The 16,183-nt window shown below is 53.0% G+C and carries 13 protein-coding genes; 9 read left to right on the top strand and 4 right to left on the bottom strand.

Features of this window, described 5'->3' with window-relative positions:
• Nucleotides 1–148 precede the first annotated feature (148 nt).
• From JE47_RS22160 to JE47_RS0111725, 6 genes are all read left to right on the top strand, one after another.
• Nucleotides 149–1,150: a hypothetical protein gene (locus JE47_RS22160; RefSeq protein ID WP_236631221.1), complete on the top strand. Its 1,002-nt coding sequence runs from the start codon at nucleotides 149–151 to the stop codon at nucleotides 1,148–1,150.
• 15 nt (nucleotides 1,151–1,165) lie between these two features.
• A complete protein-coding gene (locus tag JE47_RS22165; protein ID WP_236631222.1) occupies nucleotides 1,166–1,858 on the top strand; it encodes a universal stress protein in 693 nt (230 codons plus the stop codon).
• A gap of 622 nt (nucleotides 1,859–2,480) precedes the next feature.
• The gene (locus JE47_RS0111710) at nucleotides 2,481–3,641 is read left to right on the top strand and encodes a carboxylate-amine ligase (RefSeq protein WP_031459937.1); all 1,161 of its coding nucleotides are present in this window, start codon (nucleotides 2,481–2,483) and stop codon (nucleotides 3,639–3,641) included.
• A gap of 27 nt (nucleotides 3,642–3,668) precedes the next feature.
• Nucleotides 3,669–4,817 (top strand): acyl-CoA dehydrogenase, encoded by a 1,149-nt coding sequence (locus JE47_RS0111715; RefSeq protein WP_031459938.1) that lies wholly within the window; start codon nucleotides 3,669–3,671, stop codon nucleotides 4,815–4,817.
• Between the two features lie 66 nt (nucleotides 4,818–4,883).
• Nucleotides 4,884–6,080: an RNA polymerase sigma factor RpoD gene (gene rpoD, locus JE47_RS0111720; protein ID WP_031459939.1), complete on the top strand. Its 1,197-nt coding sequence runs from the start codon at nucleotides 4,884–4,886 to the stop codon at nucleotides 6,078–6,080.
• 245 nt (nucleotides 6,081–6,325) lie between these two features.
• Nucleotides 6,326–6,685, top strand: coding sequence for a hypothetical protein (locus JE47_RS0111725; protein WP_031459940.1), 360 nt, complete (start codon nucleotides 6,326–6,328; stop codon nucleotides 6,683–6,685).
• Nucleotides 6,686–6,731: 46 nt separating this feature from the next.
• Here JE47_RS0111725 and JE47_RS0111730 read toward each other — a convergent pair whose 3' ends face one another.
• Nucleotides 6,732–7,631, bottom strand: coding sequence for an NAD(P)-dependent oxidoreductase (locus JE47_RS0111730; protein ID WP_031459941.1), 900 nt, complete (start codon nucleotides 7,629–7,631; stop codon nucleotides 6,732–6,734).
• Nucleotides 7,632–7,900: 269 nt separating this feature from the next.
• Here JE47_RS0111730 and JE47_RS0111735 point away from each other — a divergent pair, with 269 nt between their 5' ends.
• A complete protein-coding gene (locus JE47_RS0111735) occupies nucleotides 7,901–9,076 on the top strand; it encodes a CaiB/BaiF CoA transferase family protein (protein ID WP_031459942.1) in 1,176 nt (391 codons plus the stop codon).
• 34 nt (nucleotides 9,077–9,110) lie between these two features.
• On the opposite strand, the gene JE47_RS0111740 is transcribed toward JE47_RS0111735, so the two are convergent.
• Nucleotides 9,111–9,938: a cyclase family protein gene (locus tag JE47_RS0111740; RefSeq protein WP_028460095.1), complete on the bottom strand. Its 828-nt coding sequence runs from the start codon at nucleotides 9,936–9,938 to the stop codon at nucleotides 9,111–9,113.
• Nucleotides 9,939–10,046: 108 nt separating this feature from the next.
• Nucleotides 10,047–10,583, bottom strand: a complete 537-nt coding sequence (locus JE47_RS0111745; protein ID WP_031459943.1) for an OsmC family protein — start codon at nucleotides 10,581–10,583, stop codon at nucleotides 10,047–10,049.
• Between the two features lie 181 nt (nucleotides 10,584–10,764).
• Between JE47_RS0111745 and JE47_RS20535 the strand changes: the two genes are divergently transcribed.
• Both JE47_RS20535 and JE47_RS0111755 read left to right on the top strand, forming a co-directional pair.
• Nucleotides 10,765–13,878, top strand: a complete 3,114-nt coding sequence (locus JE47_RS20535; RefSeq protein ID WP_035419402.1) for a histidine kinase N-terminal 7TM domain-containing protein — start codon at nucleotides 10,765–10,767, stop codon at nucleotides 13,876–13,878.
• Between the two features lie 10 nt (nucleotides 13,879–13,888).
• Complete coding sequence (locus tag JE47_RS0111755; protein ID WP_031459945.1) at nucleotides 13,889–14,155, top strand: hypothetical protein; 267 nt, start codon at nucleotides 13,889–13,891, stop codon at nucleotides 14,153–14,155.
• A 32-nt stretch (nucleotides 14,156–14,187) separates the two neighbouring features.
• On the opposite strand, the gene JE47_RS0111760 is transcribed toward JE47_RS0111755, so the two are convergent.
• Nucleotides 14,188–15,528, bottom strand: a complete 1,341-nt coding sequence (locus tag JE47_RS0111760) for an MFS transporter (protein ID WP_031459946.1) — start codon at nucleotides 15,526–15,528, stop codon at nucleotides 14,188–14,190.
• Nucleotides 15,529–16,183: the final 655 nt, after the last annotated feature.

Consider the following 16,183-nt stretch of genomic DNA (forward strand, 5'->3'; position numbering starts at 1 on the left):
CCGGAGGCTTACGTACCCAGGGGGGGGGGGCAGGCCCGAGGCGGGCCGGGGGCTTGCGTACCATTCATAGGTTCCGTTGAACGAAATGCGTGTTCAATGGTACCATGATACTCGTCGCAACAACCGCCGTTGTTCAGATAGAACCCTTATGGACGAATCAACCAATAGCCGCATGGTGGCAGCACTGCACGACTTTCAACGACTGCGCTGGCGGGCTGATATTGAACATCTCTTGGCGCGCCTACGGGGTCAGTCAGATGATTTGCTGCCGTTTGAGGAAGTTCGCCAACGAGTCCGTGCCAGTGTAGCTGGCGAACGTCAGTTGCGTGAAATTCCGCTCGACGCAATCGTAGGCAGTGTTGGCCGGTACCATGACTTCAACCGCAATTTCTTACCTCGCCGCGACGATGACTGGCAGCGTTGGTCACGAGTGATGGCTGCGGTTGAAAGCTGGCATGGCTGGCCTCCGATTGAGGTGTATCAGATCGGCGATGCTTACTTTGTGATCGACGGCAATCATCGCGTATCGGTAGCACGTCAAATGGGGATGGATCACATCCAGGCGTATGTCATCCCGCTGCAATCGCGAGTGCCGATTGATCCGTCAATGACACTAGAGGAGGTGATCATCGCTGGTGAATATGCTGGTTTTCTCGAAGCCACCCGGCTTGACACGCTGCGGCCCGGTTGTGATTTACGAGTAACTGTTGCCGGACAATATGAGAAGCTGCGTCAACAGATCGAGCATCTTCAACAACGACTGACCACAGCCGATACTGCGTCATCGTTCGTGGAAGCGGCCTGCATCTGGTACGATCAGGTGTATCGTCCGATTGCCGATCTGATTCAGGAGCGGGGGCTGTTACGCGATTTTCCGCAACGAACGACGACCGATCTCTATCTCTGGCTCTGTGATCACCGTGACGAGCTAAGCAAACGATTGAGCTGGGAAATCAGTCTGACCCAGGCTATTGATGATCTGGCAGAAGCACCTGGTCGGGCTGAACAACTCCTTGAGCGGATGATCCCCGACAACCTCGAACCAGCGACACCGGCCGGTGTCTGGCGTCGCCATCGTCGGCTTGATCCGGCATTCTGGTTGTTTCGCGAGGTGCTGGTGCCGGTGAGTAGTCAGCCTGACCAATGGTAGGTTCTCGATCAGTTATTGCAATGGGCTGAACGTGAGCCGATCCGACTACTCGGTCTCCACGTTGTGCGTAGTGCTCGTCAGCGTGATTCGGCTGCTGCTCGATCAGTCGTGCAGACGTTTATAGATCGCTGCGCTACCGCTGGTGTGCGCGGTGAGTGTGCCATCGAGGTTGGCGCCATCGGGCGGGCAATTCGCGAGCGGGCACGTCTGGTCGATCTGATCGCGGTTCAGGTAAACCATCCACCCGGTTCATCACCGCTGGCGCGTTTGGCCTCTGGCTTGCGCACAATTCTGCGTTGTTCAGTACGTCCGGTGTTAGCGGTACCCCAAACGGTTACGCAGGTCGAGCGGTTACTGTTGGCTTACGATGGTAGTCGTAAAGCTGAAGAGGCGCTCTATCTGGCGACATACCTCGCCGCACGCTGGCACCTGGCGCTCAACGTTGTCACCGTGCTCGAAGGAAACGCTAGTGCCGAACAGGTACGGTTACGCGCATTTCGTTATCTCGAACAGTATCAGATTGCTGCCGGGTATATCATCGAACGCGGTGAACCGGCTTCGGCAATCATCCACGCAGCCGCGCAGACTCGCGCCGATCTGTTGGTAATGGGCGGCTATGGCCACCGCGATCCGTTAAGCGATCTGGTTATTGGTTCGACAACTGAAGCATTGTTGCGTGCCCGTCAGTTACCGATTTTGGTCGTTTAGACGGTATGAGTATAGAAGTGAGCGTATGTCTAATGATTCTTTGCCCAGTATGGGTGATGGTTAGCACGTTGCAAAGTGCTCTGTTTTCACCTCATCCGACATAGGGACGGAGGGTAGAAGAAGAGAGGATCAAGGTACAGATAGATTCCGACCCGTCCGTAGCGCATGTGGAGGCCCGTTGCTTTCCGCTCAGATGAACGTTTATGGTACCTCTGGTTGGCTCGCCGATGATGCACGTCAGCAAAGCGGTGTTCGTTCACCTCACTTTCAATGCGGGCCAGAGGCCCGCGTACCCAGACCCGGGCGACCGCGCAGGTCAATGACGTTTATGGTACCTCTGGTTGGCTCGCCGATTATGCATGTCAGCAGAGCGGTGTTCGTTCACCTCACGTTCAATGCGGGCCAGAGGTCCGCGTACCCAGACCCGAGCGACCGCGTAGGTCAATGACGTTTTAAGCGCCTGAATGGTATTCATCGTTGTATCCCTCCGTCCGGTTACAGCGCATTGGTTCTCGTAAGACCAAAAGACATCCCCCCAACACTCCCCCACATTTTCGCAAGACGCGATATAATACAGGATACCGGTACAAAAACGTTTTTCATCATCAGTGAGGAGTGCGCGGTGAGCGTGTATAATCCCAACGATGCCGATTTTGCGTTCACAATCGGGATCGAAGAAGAGTACCAGATCGTCGATCCTGAAACTCGTGAGTTACGCAGCTACATCACTCAAATCCTTGAGCCAGGTCGTACCATTTTACGCGAACAAATCAAACCAGAGATGCATCAGAGCATCGTTGAAGTAGGTACTCGTCCTTGCCGCACAATTAGCGAGGCGCGGGCCGAGATTACCCGGTTGCGCAGCACAATTGCTGGTCTGGCTGCTCGCCACAACCTACGGATCGTGGCTGCCGGTACCCATCCCTTTTCATCGTGGATGCAGCAAGAGATCACACCCGATGAACGGTACCACATGGTTGTCGGTGAAATGCAGGAGGCCGCGCTCCAACTCCTCATCTTCGGCATGCATTGCCACATTGGGATGCCCAACAACGAGGTCGCGATTGAGCTAATGAATGTCGCACGCTATATCTGTCCGCATTTATTGGCGCTCAGTACCTCTTCACCGTTCTGGATGGGACGCAATACCGGTTTCAAGTCGTACCGTAGCGTCATTTTCAGTACGTTTCCGCGTACCGGTATTCCGCCAACCTTTCATTCGGCCAGTGAATTCGAGCGTTACGTACAGTTGTTAATCAATACCGGCTGTATTGATAATGGCAAAAAGATCTGGTGGGATTTGCGTCCTCACCCCTTCTTCGGTACACTTGAGTTTCGCGTCTGCGATATTGCTACCAAAGTCGAAGAGTGTCTGGCGTTGGCCGCCACTATGCAGGCGCTCATCGTGAAGTTTTACACCCTGTTCGAGGAAAATATGACCTTCCGCGTCTATCGCCGTGCTTTGATCAACGAGAACAAGTGGCGGGCCCAACGCTGGGGGCTTGATGGTAAACTCATCGATTTCGGTAAACGGAAAGAAGTGGAGGCGAAGGCGCTGGTGTATGAGATCGTTGAACTGGTAGACGATGTTGTTGATATGCTTGGCTCACGACATGAGGTAGAATATCTGCTCAAGATTGTCGAGCATGGAACGAGCGCCGACCGCCAGTTGCGCGTGTTTGCCGAAACAAACGACCTGAAAGCTGTGGTAGACCATCTGATGACCGAGACGATGGAAGGCGTGCCGGTCATGGCATTTGATCCGGCAATCCATACTCATTGAGCAGCAGTACTAGAGAGGATTCCCTGTATGGATTTTGAATTGACACCCGAACAGCAGTTTATTCGACAGACCGTTCGTGAATTTGCCGAGAAGGAAATTGCACCGAAGGCCCGCTACGTCGATGAACACAGTGCGTTTCCGAGTGAGACTTTTGCAAAAATGGCTCAGCTCGGTCTGATGGGTTTGCCCTTCCCTGAAGAGTATGGTGGCGCCGGTGCTGATAGTGTGAGTACAGCAATTGCAATTGAAGAGGTGGCCCGCTGCTGTGGCAGTACAGCACTGGCATACGCTGCCCACATTGGCCTGGGTAGCGCGCCGATTGCGATGTTCGGCACCGAAGAACAGAAGCGTCGCTTCCTGGCGCCGGCCGCTCGAGGCGAATATCTAGCCGCTTTTGGTCTCACCGAACCACACGCCGGTTCTGACGCTGGCGCGACTCGTACTACGGCTCGCTTGGTGGGTGATGAATGGGTGATCAACGGGCAAAAAATGTGGATCACCAACGCGCCTATTGCCGGTCATATCATCGTTACCGCTGTTACCGACCCCGAACTCGGCAAGAAGGGCATCTCGTCATTCATCATTCCGCGCGGAACACCGGGACTGAGCTTCGGTAAACACGAACCGAAAATGGGTTTACGCGGCTCAATCAGTACCGCCGTGATGCTCGATAATGTGCGCGTCCCACGTGAAAACCTGCTCGGTGAGCGTGGTCGTGGTTTTATCCAATTCCTGCAAGTTCTGGATGGTGGTCGAATTGGCATCGGAGCGATGGCCATTGGTCTTGCCCAGGCTGCATACGAGGCCGCAGTGGCATACGCTCGCGAGCGCACGGCCTTCGGCAAACCGATTGGCGCTCATCAATCGGTGGCAAATATGATTGCAAATATGGCCGTTGATCTGGCAGCCGCCCGTGCTCTCGTCTATGGTGCCGCGCGCTTGAAAGACGCCGGTCGCCCCTATACCCGCGAGGCGGCTATTGCCAAGCTCTTCGCTTCTGAAGCGTCAGAGCGTATTTGTCGCGATGCCATTCAAGTATTTGGCGGCTACGGTTATAGCCAAGAGTATCCGGTTGAACGCCTCTACCGCGATACACGGCTGCTGACCATTGGTGAAGGAACGTCGGAAATCTTACGTGGGGTCATTGCCCATTCTGTTCTCGGCCTGCGCGGGTAACAGCTTGTGCTACAATAAAAGACGCACGATAGCCAGTGTTTATGAGGTCTCAGACGAGGAAGTACTATGACGCAAAGCCAGCCCGAGACCGACCGCGCCGGTCCTGCGATCAATCCGGCTGATTTGCAGGCGCTCATTGCGCAGGGACGGCAACGAGGCTTCGTCACATTCGAGGATATTCAGCGGCTGATCCCTAACTCTGATGAATCGATCGAACAGATCGATAGCATCTACGCCATGTTAGCCGAGGCCGGTATCCCTGTGCAAGACGGCGATGAAGTGGTTCTGGAAGATGAGCCATCATCGCTGTCTGCAATGGATATCGATCTCGACGATGAGTTGTCAGACGCGCTGCTGAGCGATAGTGTACGGCTCTATCTGCGTGAGATCGGACAGGTGCCGCTGCTCACGGCTGAACAAGAAAAGCGCCTGGCGCAATTGATTGAACGGGGTCAGGAGGCGGAACGGAAATTAGCTACCCTCCCGCCCGATAGCCCTGAAGCGGCACGCTTACGGCAGGTTAAAGCGCAGGGTGATGAGGCCCGTCAGCAAATGGCGGCAGCAAATTTACGTCTGGTGGTCAGTATTGCCAAGCGTTATCGCGACCGTGGCTTGCCGCTACTCGATCTGATTCAAGAAGGAAGTCTGGGTTTGCTGCGGGCAATCGAAAAGTTTGATTACAAGAAAGGCTATAAGTTCAGTACCTACGCGACTTGGTGGATCAAACAAGCGCTTTCGCGCGCCCTGGCCGATCAATCGCGGTTGGTACGACTGCCAGTTCATCTGGGCGAGACACTCAATCGCATTCAGACAGCCCGTCGTCAACTTACCCAGACGCTCGGTCGCGAGCCAACCGATACCGAGCTGGCAAATCATCTCGGCATGAACGAGGAGAAGCTGCGTGAGTTGCGACGTACTGCGCAAGACCCGGTATCGCTGGCAACCCCAGTCGGGGAAGAGGCCGATAGCACGTTGGCCGATTTTATTCCCGATCCCCATACGCTTGATGCAGATGACGCAGCGGCAAGTGGTATGCTCCGTCAGCAGATTGCTGCCGCCCTCGATCAGCTTAGCGAGCGCGAACGACGTGTGCTGGAGCTGCGCTACGGCTTAACCGATGGTCAGCCGCGCACGCTGGAAGAGGTGGGAAAGGCATTTGGTGTGACGCGCGAGCGAGTGCGTCAGATCGAGGTCAAAGCATTGCGCAAATTGCGCCATCCACGATTAGGGAAGCTGCTGAAGGATTTCCTTGATCAAGCTTGAGGTGCTGTACGCCAGAATGTCGGCAGGGGTACGGCGCAAACGTGCCCCTTTCTGGTGATCGTAAGTAATTGTTTTGCTGCTGGGGCAAGGCAATGCCTTGCCCCTACAGTTGTTCGGTTGTACGATATGGAATGGCGACGATCCGTTACGGTGTTTCATATTTTGTAAAAAATGGCATCCATTATTCCTATTATTTCGTATAATCTTGTAACAAGCCAGAAGATTATGACTGACGAGGTTATTCCATGTCGGTAAATACCACTATCGCTACTGCTATTCTGCTTATTGTCCTTGGGGTTGGCGGTGTCTTTTCTACCGGTGCAATAACGGCTACTATTCCTGCCCTGTTTGGAATCGTTCTCCTCGGCCTGGGAGTCGCAATTGAACGCAGCGGTAACCCACGTCTCTTTGAACGACTGGCCGCGCTCGTAGCACTGCTGGGCGTCCTTGCCCCAATTGGGAATCTTGTACGCATTATTGGTCAGAATGGCCTGATTATCAACGCCGCAGTGTTCGCCAATCTTACTCTGCTCGGCATCTGCGGATTGTTCCTGGTCGTCTGGTTGTGGGAACAGATCAGCGGTGAGCGGATTAAAATTAAATAGCAGAACAGGGGTACAACAAAAGATACCCCTGTTCTGCCAGATGTGTTTAATCGCGGTGCTGCCCAACTTCAATACCGGCCAGACGTTCAAGCGCCTTAATCAACGCATGATTACCCTCATTCCCCAAACCGGCGGCTTGCAGGGTACGGTAGAGATGAAAGGCGGTAGAAGTGGTTAGCATCGGCGCCCCGACCGCATCAGCCGCCGCTAAAACCAACCGCAAGTCTTTCTGCTGAAGATCAATAGTAAAACCGGGCCGCCAATCGCGCCGAATGACCTGTGGACCGCGATTTGTGAGCATCCAGCTTCCCGCAGCACCGCCACTGACCGCTGCCAGTGTCTTTTCGAGATCAACGCCACTCGCCTGCGCAAAGACAAGCGCTTCGCTGATAGCGAGCATTGTTCCAACCACCAGAATCTGATTAACCAACTTCACCGTCTGTCCGGCGCCATGGTCGCCGACATGGGTGATGGTTTTGCCCATTGCCTGCAAAACCGGCATCGCTCGTTCGACCAGATCAGCCGGACCGCCAACCATAATACTCAACGTCCCGTGCGCAGCTCCTTCACTGCCCCCACTTACCGGCGCATCGAGAAAGCCAATGCCGCGCTCTGCAAGGCGAGCAGCAAACTGCTGTGCTCCTTGCGGGCTGATCGTGCTCATGTCAATAACCAGCGTTCCGGCCTGTGCGCCCTCTACAACACCGTGCGGCCCGAATAGCACCGCTTCAACATCAGGTGTATCACTCACACAACTGATCACAATATCACTGTGTGCCGCAAGATCGGCTGGCGAAGTCGCCAGCCGTGCTCCGGCTGCTACTAACTCATCGGCTCGCCCCGGTGTCCGATTCCAGACGGTTAGCGGAAAGCCAGCACGGAGAATATTGGCTGCCATTCCGCGCCCCATAATGCCCAGACCAATAAAACCGATCCGTTCATGCATAGTCGACTCCTCAACACTTTGTCTGAACGTCCCTGACATCGGGGAATGGTATCATAAGCCGGGATACTACGTTACATGCAGGAGACAGCATAAGGAGTAGTTATAACAAAGAGTGTTAGCTGCCGGTAGAGGATTATGGTTTCAGCCCACCGTACAATGCACTGTACGAAAATTAACCGGTTGGCTATCATACGGCTCAGAAATACTCTTGTTCGTGGCTGTTTGGATTGCACTTTCTAGCCCTGTTTGTATCTGAAAAAGGTGTGTTTATGACTAGTGCTTTATCCGATCTGCTCATTCTCGATTTTAGTCGGGTCCTCGCCGGCCCTTACGCTACCATGGTTCTCGCCGATCTGGGTGCGCGTGTGATCAAGATCGAACAACCTGGTCTTGGTGATGAAACGCGCCAGTGGGGACCACCCTTCACCGAGGATGGACGCAGTGCGTATTTCATTGCCGTTAACCGCAACAAACAGAGTGTGACGCTCAACCTCAAGCATCCAGACGGTCAGGCCATTGCCCGCACTCTCGCCCAACGGGCCGATGTTCTGATCGAGAATTTCTTACCGGGGACAATGTCGCGGCTCGGACTAGGGTATGACGATCTGCGACTCATCAATCCAGGGCTGGTCTATTGCAGCATTACCGGCTATGGTCAGTACGGTCCTGATGCGCACCGACCCGGTTACGACACTGTCATTCAGGCTGAAGGCGGATTGATGAGTATTACCGGCGAACCAGATGGTCAACCGATGAAGACCGGGGTTGCCGTCGCCGACATTACAACCGGTTTATATGCTGCAACCAGTATTTTGGCTGCCCTTCATTATCGATCCCAAACCGGTGAAGGCCAATACATCGATCTAGCCCTTTTCGATGTACAACTGAGTTGGTTGGCAAATGTCGCCTCGGCATACCTGATTTCTGGTCAACCACCACGACGTTACGGTAATGCCCATGCTACGATTGTACCTTACCAGCCCTTCGCCGCTGCCGATGGTTACATCATGATTGCCGTCGGGAATGACCGACAATTTGCCCGTTTCTGTCAGGTGCTCAACCGTCCTGAATGGGTGACCGATAAGCGGTTTGCCACGAATCCGGCCCGGGTCATCAATCGTGAACGTTTAATCGCAGCTATTGCCGAGATCATTGCCCGTGAACCGGTTGCGGTTTGGGTAGAAAAGTTGCATGCTGCTGACGTGCCGTGCGGGCCGGTCAACGACATCCCTACCGCGCTTCATAGTCGCCAGGCCCAGGCTAGAGCAATGGTACAGCAGATTGATGGCATACGGATGGTTGGCCCGGCGCCTGTCTTCAGCGCTACCCCTGCGACCATTCGCTCGGCGCCGCCTGTGCTTGGCGCTGACACAGAGGCTGTACTGGCAGAATTTGGCTATTCTGCCGAACAGATTCGTCGCTTCCGTGCAGAGGGCATTGTATAGGGGCCAGGTTCCAGACTCGCCCCTTCTTTGCACATCACCACAACGCAAACACCCGGCTCGGCCCGCCGGAGCCAGCGGCAATCTTCGGTGCACCGACCACTAATGTTGCCCCGCTGGGCGGAATAGACTCCAGATTCGCCAGATTCTCTAATCCCCAACGATTGGTTGGCAACAACGTATAGTGAACAGCAAACGTCGTTGACGGGCCATGGTCAAGGCTTAGCGTATCAACTCCAATTCCACTGATGTTACGCTCGGTAAGTAGAAAATCAATTGCGTCCTTCCCAAAACCGGGAAAATGCATCACCCCACTCGAATCGGTATTGCGGAACAGCTCTACCGAATGAGCGCGTGCGCCCCAACCACTGGCCATCAGTACTGCTGCATTATTGGGAATGCGACCGTACCGTCGCTCCCAGGCCCGAATATCATCTGGAGTAACCACCGTATCGGGATCACGTGCAGCGCGTTCGGTAATGTTGATCACGACCGCCGGGACGACCAGTGATCGCACCGGAATTTGATCGACGAAGAGGCCGTTGGGCGCAAAGTGCACCGGCGCATCCATATGGGTGCCCGAATGCTCCCAATAATTCAAGATACTGCCGTAATAGCCGTCGCGGTCGTGGAAGACCACTGGTGTAATCTGGAATGGCGCTGCGCCAGGAAAGAGAGGAAATTGGGTTCCTAACAAATGGGTCAGATCGGCAACATTCTGAAAACTCACCCGCGTACTGGTGGCTGCTTCAGCAGTAAACGGTGCAGCCACGGCTGCAACCGCTGCACCCAAGCCAAATTTGAGGAGACTGCGCCGACTGATTTCGGGCGACTGGATCGACTCGATGAAGCGTGGCGGACACATAAAACCCCTCCTTTTCAGACACTTGCTGAGAGACACATCGTGGCGTACTGATATTTTCTGATAATGTAATCAGGTACAGAAAGCGATTGTGACATCGCTACCAGAGCTTCAGCTCTCAATCCGCTCTACCTGTCCGTGGAGTGATTGTGGTTGCAACACCGCCAGCAAGACCGGACAAAGGCGTTCGAGATCGGATTGAAGTGCCTTCATCTCGGCATCACTGATATCGCCGCGATACCGGATCGTATATTGCAGATCAGTGGGTGCCACCGGCACATCAGTGCTGACGGCCAGCGCACCGCGATAATCGATCTGACCACTGACTTCAACCTGTAAATCATCGATTGCCAGTTCACGATCAGCGGCAATTGCTAGCGCAGAATGCGCAATGCAACTGGCCATTGCTGCCAGCAATAGCTCAGGCGCATTTGGACCAAGATCATAACCACCGAGGGCTGGCCCCGAATCGCTCAACACCGTATGATCGCGTATCCGCACCGGACGTAAACCTGTGCCTGCTGCAACTGTAACAGCGGCGCTCAACCTGACCGGTGTCACTTGCTGATCCCGTAACCGATCACGAAACGCAGCCAGCGCCTGCCGCTTACGGACTAAAAACTCTCGTAAACTCCAAATCGGAGCCATAGATGCCTCATCGCAGTGCTACTTGTTGAGAACCCAGGGATTGGTAATATTATGACCGAGAGCAATCTTTCTGTCAAATTAACGACTCCGTGAAGGCTATTTCCGGCTACAATGATGGTGAAACACAAGGGTGCGTAACATTCTTGGCGCCAATCTTGTCCGATGCACCGGAGGCAAAAGAATGCTGGTCAATCGCAATGTAACAATCTTTCTACTGGGCATCGTCTGCGTAGCGGCAGTGAGCGTATTTGCGTATCTCTGGCCACGTCGTACCAGACCAGGAGGGATGGCATTTCTGCTGATGCTGGCTGCGATTACTGTTTGGGCAGGTGCTGATGGGTTGGAATTAGCATCAGCGACACTGGAACAGAAACTGTTTTGGCGCATAGCCCAACAATTTGGCATCGTCTTTCTACCGCCAAGCTGGCTCTTATTTGCCTTTACCTATCTTGATGTACAACCCTGGAGTCATTCACGGGCACGCTGGTTGCTGTTTTTCGTCCCTGTCCTGATGCTGGGAGTTGTTCTCACCAACTCCTGGCACCATCTCTTTTACAACGAGGTAAGGTTGAATGCTGACATACCACCGCAACTTGAAGTGGTGCCTGGATACTGGTACTGGTTTCATATCGGCTACTCATACTTATGCCTGACCAGTGGTCTGGCTCTGATTGCCGGCGCGTTTTGGCACGCTTCACCGCTTTTCCGGCGTCAGATGTTATTACTGGGCATTGGATTCGTCTTTCCATTTCTCTCGAATTGGATATACCTCAGTCGGACTCCTTACCTGGGTGTCGATCTCACACCGATTTCACTTCTTCTCTCGGCACCCTTCATCTTGTTCGGACTATACCAACATCGGTTTTTGAACCTGACTCCCATTGCCCGCAACCGTCTCATCGAGGTCATGTCTGACGCGATGGTCGTTATCAACGAACAATGGCGAATCGTTGATCTGAATCCTGCTGCCCAACAACTTTTCGGTTCTGCAATGGCAATCAATAATCGTCTGGAAACTGCCCTCAAATGGCCATCGTTACTAAAAGCAGTCGGTTTAGACGAGCCAGTACGGGTCGAACTCGGTTATCCTTACCAACCTGATCGGTTCTTCGATGTGACGATCAACCCTATCGAAGGGTATCAAGGGAAGCCGAGTGGTTATGTGTTGCTGTTTCGCGAGACCACGGCTCGTAAGAAAGCCGAGCAAAGCCTGCAAGAGGCTCTCCGTCGCTTTGCCGATATTATCGAGCAGACACCGCTGGTTGCTATCCAACGTCTTGATCGTCACGGTGTGATACTGGAATGGAATCGGGTATGTGAGCAATTTTACGGCTACACAGCAGCCGAAGCATGTGGTCGCCGTTTACAAGAGTTGATCCTGACCGGACAGGAAGCAAGGGAATTTGAACATCACATTGAACAGATTTGGCGAAGCGGTCATGCTCTGCCCCCACGAACCTGGCAGATGTGTACCAAAATCGGTGACGATCGTTGGATGTATTCAGCGATGTTCCCACTCTTCTTTCAAGGGCAGGTCAGCGATATTGTCCGTATGGAAGTTGATATTACCGATATTCGGCGGGCAGAAGAGAGCGTCCGTCGCCAACGAGATCAACTCGCTGCCCTTCACCGACTTACCCTCGATTGGCTACACTGCCGTGAGATAGATGACCTCTTGCAGGCAATTACCGATAGCGCTTACAAGTTGCTCAAAGTGAGCTACGCCGAGTTCCTGTTAGTTGAGGATGAGCAAACGCTTGTCATCCATGCATGTACACCTCCGTCATCGGCATGGACATCACGTCGTGAAACTCCTTCTACTGCTGTCTTGTCATGGCGTGCATATCATACCCGCGAACCGGCTATCGTTCTCAATTACGCTGAGTGGCCGGAACGCTCATCTGCGTATGAGTCGTTCCATTTTGGACCAGCAATGACCATTCCGATCATCGTTGAAGATGTATGTTTGGGTGTTCTGGGTGTGGCCCGCAATCAACACAGCTCGCCCTTCACGACGGAGGAGATTCAATTTGCGATGTTGTTATGCCAACTGGCTGCACTGATCCTCGACAATTCCAAACTGTACGCTGCTGCTCAGCGTGAAATTGCCGAACGTCAACAGGCCGAGCGTGAACAGGCAAGATTGCAGGCCCAATTGCTTCAGGCACAAAAGATGGAGGCTATCGGTCAATTGGCCGGTGGGATCGCTCACGATTTCAATAATCTTCTGACCGTCATTACCGGCAATGTAGAGTTAGCTTTGTTAGAAATAACCCCCGATCACCCAATCTATCCCGAACTTGAATCGATACGACAGAGTACAGTTCGGGCCAGTGAGCTGATACGGCAACTATTGACGTTTGCCCGCCGCCAGCCAGGTCAACCGCAAGTGATCGACATCAATCGCCAGATTCGTAACACGATGAGCATGATGAAGCGTCTGATAGGCGAACACATTGATTTACAACTCGAATTGAGTGATGCAGTAGAAAAGGTAAAGATTGATCCGAACCAGTTTGAGCAGGTACTGATTAATCTGGTAGTGAATGCCCGTGATGCAATGCCAGATGGCGGTCAATTAACGATTCGCACGACCAATCAGTATATCTCTGCTGATGATATTCCGCCACTCAGTCAGGCTCAGGCTGGCCGATATGTTTTACTATCAGTATGTGATACCGGCACTGGCATCGATGAATCCATTCGCGAACATATTTTTGAACCATACTTCACGACCAAACCGATGGGTAAGGGAAGTGGGCTGGGATTAGCTATTTGTAGTGGTATTGTGACCCAGCACGGAGGTTTTTTCAACGTTGATAGTCAGCCAGGTGTTGGAAGTTGCTTTACCGTTGCCCTACCGGTAGTGTCTGCCGATAGTATAGATGTCAATACTGACGTAATTGACAGTGAGAACCCGTGTGAGAACATTGATCGTGAAACGATCTTACTGGTTGAAGATGAACCTGGAGTACGACAGATGGCAGCTCGTCTGCTCCGCGAACATGGGTATACTGTTATAGAAGCAACTAATGCGCAGGAGGCAATAGCCATTGCGCAACAACACGAAGTCCATGTGTTGATAACCGATGTCGTATTACCGCACGGTGATGGGATCACACTGGCCCATCATCTTCAGGCGTCTTTCCCGCAGATACGGGTGCTCTTAATGTCAGGATACATGCAACATATCATGCCAAACGGCAACGCACCACCATTTCCGGTGTTGAGTAAACCCTTCACCCGTCATCAGCTTCTGGCCATGATTCGGCAAACCGCAAGACCGACATGCTGAGAGGTGCCCTATGGAACAGATCGGTGGAATCCTGATTGCGGTCGTCACGACCGTTCTTCTCGGACTGATCGGATTTGCCGCCTGGCGGTATTGGCGCGAGCAGGTGAACATTTCACCGGAAGATGAAGAGCATCTCCGTGAGATTGCCGAACTCAACGAACGACAGGCCCACCGGATCAGTGATCAACAATTGCGGACAACGATAGACCCAGACAAAGCGTGGCAGATCATGGTCCAACGTGGTCGTAAAAATACTCGTCGTCGCCCACAATCATAGGGGCAACCCAAGGGGTTGCCCCTGGCAATGCCTCATACGTGCGCTGGCGCTTCATTCCCGGCTTCGGCTGCTGCTTTTCGCACATTGACGAACAACAGCAGGAGAAACCCACTGATGAAGAAGATGATTAGCGACACAATCGCGATGCGATAGCTCCCGGTAAGCTGGTACGCTATCCCGAACAAAAATGGTGCCAGCCAGCTTGTACCACGCTCGCCAACCTCGTACAGGCTAAAGTATTCTGCTTCCTGGCCTTTTGGGATCATCAATGAGAAGAGCGAACGGCTGATCGCCTGGCTTCCCCCCAATACGAGTGCGATTGCCGCACCCAGGGCAACGAACTGTGCTTCGTTATTAGCTGGCATAACGTAAGCATAACTGACCACCAGCGTCCAGATCACCAAACTACCCAACAGCACACGCTTCGAGCCGAGGCGAGACGCCAGGGCACCGAAGATCAACGCACCAACAAAGGCTACAAACTGTACCATCAAGATGGTGGCAATACGGGTAGACTCCCCAATGCCGAGTTCTTCGGCGCCAAACTGAGCGGCCAGGGCAATAACAGCCTGAATACCGTCGTTGTAGAGCAGATAGGCAGCCAGAAATAGCAACGTCTGTGGATAACCGCGCATCTGGCGAAAGGTATGTGCCAACTGACGAAAACCGACTGTCAAATAGTTTTCGCCTGGCGGCAACTGGCGAACCGCACCCCGATTCTGAAGTGTCCACATCGGAATCAGGGTAAAGATCGCCCACCACATCCCTGCCGACACCAGACTGATGCGTACTGCCATCGCACTCTCTACGCCAAACGACTCGGCATTGAGGAAGAAGACCAGATTGGCAGCCAGGAGCAATCCACCACCGAGATACCCAAGGGCCCATCCTTGTGAAGAAACCGCGTCACGCCGTTCGGCACTGGCAATATCTGGCAAGAAGGCATTGTAAAAGACAATCGAGGCGCCGAAGGTGAGATTGGCAATCAGAAATAAGATTCCACCTAACAAATAGTTTGTACCCTCGAGAAAGTAGAGGCCCATTGTCGCAAACGCACCTGTATAAGCAAAGATAGCCAGCATTTGCTTACGGGCGTTGGAATAATCGGCGATAGCGCCGAGAATAGGGAGAAAAAAGACCTGTAACAAAACCGAGAGCGACACAACATAGGGGAAGAACGATCCGGCTGCCACCGGAATCCCAAACGGATAAACAAACCCATTCGTATCAGCCGCATTGCGGGCAATTGAAGTCAGGTATGGCCCCAAAAAGACGGTTACAACCGTGGTCGAAAATGCCGAATTCGCCCAATCGTAGAAGTACCAACCGATCTGTTCCCGACGATTGTCAACTACGGATGCTACCACTGCCATGCAAGCTCCTTCACATCACTGTTGCTCCAGGTGAGCAGGCACGAACTCACTCGCCAAGAGCATCTATAAACACTTCAGTCCACCCGGCGTTGCTATTGTACCACGGTAGTAGTGAGGACAATGAGGGGAGGGTGGGTAATGTTGCCAACGGATGCTGCAATAGTGCCTGACGATTTCTGTAAGTGCGTGAGTTTCCGTCTTCGTTAGGTAGGTAAGAATTGCGCCTGACACGGTTGAACAAGGGTGTATCCTGTCTCAACCACCTCACATCGGTGTATAAACGATTACATACCTTGTTAGCGCACGCAGTATTTACTGAAAGCTGTCGATGGTCTGGTGTACGGCGTAATCTTCCAACGACTCAAAAAGTCCATAATGTAGAAAGGGTCGGGCAGGTTATCGCTTTTCTGAAAATTCGCTTCTTTGGGTGTGGGAATGATATTCCAGAGTAAATTGTGTGCCACAAAACATCACGGGAGCAAGTAGCTGGGCGAAACACTGTCTTTCTGGAGTAACTGACCGGAGTAAATGTAGGCGAAATTCTTCTTATAGACAAATTTTTAAGACAAGTGTCCTGGGAGAGAGTCTTTTGTCTGTGATTCAAAGAGTTTTTCAGCAATACTCGGAACGTTTGGGTTATTCTTCTGCAAATAAT

Source organism: Chloroflexus sp. MS-G, assembly GCF_000735195.1.
Classification (GTDB): domain Bacteria; phylum Chloroflexota; class Chloroflexia; order Chloroflexales; family Chloroflexaceae; genus Chloroflexus.

What these genes read in the sequence shown, in the direction of transcription:
- JE47_RS22160 (WP_236631221.1), top strand. Translation starts at nt 149, where the DNA reads ATGGACGAATCAACCAATAGCCGCATGGTGGCAGCACTGCACGACTTT.
- JE47_RS0111715 (WP_031459938.1), top strand. Translation starts at nt 3,669, where the DNA reads ATGGATTTTGAATTGACACCCGAACAGCAGTTTATTCGACAGACCGTT.
- rpoD (WP_031459939.1), top strand. Translation starts at nt 4,884, where the DNA reads ATGACGCAAAGCCAGCCCGAGACCGACCGCGCCGGTCCTGCGATCAAT.
- JE47_RS0111725 (WP_031459940.1), top strand. Translation starts at nt 6,326, where the DNA reads ATGTCGGTAAATACCACTATCGCTACTGCTATTCTGCTTATTGTCCTT.
- JE47_RS0111730 (WP_031459941.1), bottom strand. Translation starts at nt 7,631, where the DNA reads ATGCATGAACGGATCGGTTTTATTGGTCTGGGCATTATGGGGCGCGGA.
- JE47_RS0111735 (WP_031459942.1), top strand. Translation starts at nt 7,901, where the DNA reads ATGACTAGTGCTTTATCCGATCTGCTCATTCTCGATTTTAGTCGGGTC.
- JE47_RS0111740 (WP_028460095.1), bottom strand. Translation starts at nt 9,938, where the DNA reads ATGTGTCCGCCACGCTTCATCGAGTCGATCCAGTCGCCCGAAATCAGT.
- JE47_RS0111745 (WP_031459943.1), bottom strand. Translation starts at nt 10,583, where the DNA reads ATGGCTCCGATTTGGAGTTTACGAGAGTTTTTAGTCCGTAAGCGGCAG.
- JE47_RS20535 (WP_035419402.1), top strand. Translation starts at nt 10,765, where the DNA reads ATGCTGGTCAATCGCAATGTAACAATCTTTCTACTGGGCATCGTCTGC.
- JE47_RS0111755 (WP_031459945.1), top strand. Translation starts at nt 13,889, where the DNA reads ATGGAACAGATCGGTGGAATCCTGATTGCGGTCGTCACGACCGTTCTT.
- JE47_RS0111760 (WP_031459946.1), bottom strand. Translation starts at nt 15,528, where the DNA reads ATGGCAGTGGTAGCATCCGTAGTTGACAATCGTCGGGAACAGATCGGT.